This window comes from Bacillus mycoides (genome assembly GCF_001757995.1).
GTDB lineage: Bacteria > Bacillota > Bacilli > Bacillales > Bacillaceae_G > Bacillus_A > Bacillus_A mycoides_B.
The window spans coordinates 1-2,612 of sequence record NZ_LXLV01000116.1; the positions used below are offsets into that span (position 1 = coordinate 1).

Annotated in this window: 1 protein-coding gene; it reads left to right on the plus strand. The window is 35.0% G+C overall.

All coding sequences use genetic code 11. The features are described from left to right. The first annotated feature begins 713 nt into the window (after positions 1-713). On the plus strand, positions 714-2,513 hold the full coding sequence (ltrA, locus tag BWGOE10_RS29070; RefSeq protein ID WP_070168368.1) for a group II intron reverse transcriptase/maturase: 1,800 nt from the start codon (positions 714-716) through the stop codon (positions 2,511-2,513). Positions 2,514-2,612 lie beyond the last annotated feature (99 nt).

A 2,612-nucleotide genomic window follows, 5' to 3' on the forward strand; every position in this document is an offset into this window, starting at 1 on the left:
AAAATAATCCTTTGTGCGACACGTTTCCTTATAAGTGTGTAAACACGAAATAGGAGGGTTATCAATTTGATAACAATAACTGATTGACTGAAAGTAGGAATGAAAGCCGTCAGGTTGAGCTGAAACTACTTGTCTGATACTCCTACATGCAAGGCGTAATAGTAGTCACAAATTGTATGAAGCTAGGTGAAGTCGGCTGAACAAAACCTAAGTGATAAATCATATGGTAATGGATAGGTCGGGATGCTACAAAATATCTATGGTGAGAATGTCCAAAATAACGGACTGGCAAACTTGCGAACGTACGGGTCTAAATTATTAATACATTAGAAATGTGTATGTCGTCAATGGCGACGTTATCTACCGAAAATTAAGAGTAAAGGATATGAAATTCGGAACATCTAACAATGAAGATGTAAAGATAACAGGCTTAAAGCAAGCGCCTAAGGATATATGTACAGCTAAGTCAATCGGAACGTGGTAAGCAAGAAACTGTCACCAACGCCTACTAGCGGACAGATGCATATAAGGTTCTAACGAACCGAAATTGCTTCATTTTTGTGAAGGTGGGGACACAGTACCAATGAAGCATGTAACGAATGTGGAGGGATAGTCCCTAGTCTTGTTCTTTGAAAACTAAATTAACTAGATGTAACTCACAGGATCGAGTAAGATGATGGGACTTTTCGTGAGAAAGGGGAATTAATACATCGGTGAGTACAACACTACGACATGCGGAATATTACGACATGCAAAACGTGTTTGATGATTTATACCAACGTAGCGAAAACAATGCTACTAAAGGTGTAAATTTATATAAGCACATTATATCAAAAGAAAATATGCTACTTGCATACAGAAATATAAAGGCTAACAGTGGTTCTAAAACTGAAGGAACAGATGGTATCACAATCGACCATTATAAAATGAAAGACGTAGATTCCTTTGTTGATGATATTAGAAAAACTCTTACAAATTACAAACCAAATACGATACGTAGGGTAGAAATACCTAAACCAAATGGAAAGAAACGCCCATTAGGAATCCCTACAATGAGAGATAGATTGATTCAACAAATGTTCAAACAGGTTCTAGAACCAATATGCGAGGCAAAATTCTACAAGCATTCATATGGATTTAGACCCAACAGGTCAACACACCATGCAATGGCTAGGTGTCAATACTTGATAAACAGAGGGAGATTTAGTCACGTAGTAGATATTGATATACAAGGTTTCTTTGACAACGTAAACCATTCCAAGTTATTAAAACAACTATACAACATAGGCATAACTGATAAAAGAGTGCTGACGATTATCTCAAAAATGTTAAAAGCGCCAATCAAAGGAAAAGGCATTCCTACAAAAGGAACTCCGAAAGGAGGAATCCTAAGTCCGTTACTTAGTAATGTTGTATTAAACGATTTGGATTGGTGGATATCTAGTCAATGGGAGAATATTAAAACAAGAAAACCATATACAATAGCAACCAAAAACTCATTGTTGATAAAAGCAAAATTGAAGAAAATGTATATAGTTAGGTATGCAGATGATTTTAAAATATTCACCAACAATCATAAATCTGCAACTAAAATATTCCATGCAGTGGAAGGATATCTCAAAAATCAATTAAACCTTGATGTATCCAAGGAAAAATCAACTATAACTAACCTAAAAAGAAAATCTTCGGATTTTCTGGGATTCGCTATTAAAGCTGTCAAGAAGCGCAAAAGATATGTGGCAAACACACATGTAAGTGAGAAAAAGAAAAAGGACATCCTTGAAAAAGCAAAAACAAGGATAAAAGCAATTCAAAAGAGTCCATCAGGAAAAACGGTACAAGACTATAATTCTTATGTGTTAGGTATAAAAAACTACTACAGAATTGCAACACATGTGAATATAGATTTTGCTGAAATAGCCTTTCGTCTCTCGAAAACATTGTTTAATCGTCTAAAATCAATAGGGAAATATAAAATTCCTACCAATGCTAATATATTATACAAAAAATTACACAGGAACAATTTTAGAACCTTTGAAATAGCAGGTAATCATGTATATCCACTAGCGGACATACAAACACGATTTCCTCAAAGTTTTAGTCAAGACATATGTAATTATACTAGACAAGGAAGACAGAAACTCATCAAAAGTTTAAAAGGTAACATTGCCAATGAAATGCAAAAAATGATGCTATCCTCCACCAAAGGGAAAAGCATGGAGTATACAGATAACAGAATATCGAAATATTCCATGCAAAATGGCAAATGTGCTGTCACAGGAATCTTTTTGCTGGCTGATGATGCACACTGTCATCACAAAGTACCGAAAGGTATAGGGGGAACTGACGAGTTCAATAACCTAATCATTGTACATGAATTAGTCCACAGACTGATACACGCTACAAATGAAGAGACGATTAGAAAATATATGAAAATACTTCAATTGAATGATAAACAATTGAAGAAAATGAACGAATTTCGTAAAGCTTGTAATCTAGTTACTTTAGTATAAAAGAATAAGATGGGACGCTGTATGCGATGAAAGTCGCACGTACAGTGTTAAGCGGGGGAAAAGATGGAGATAACTTCAAAGTCTTACCTATCGCAACTA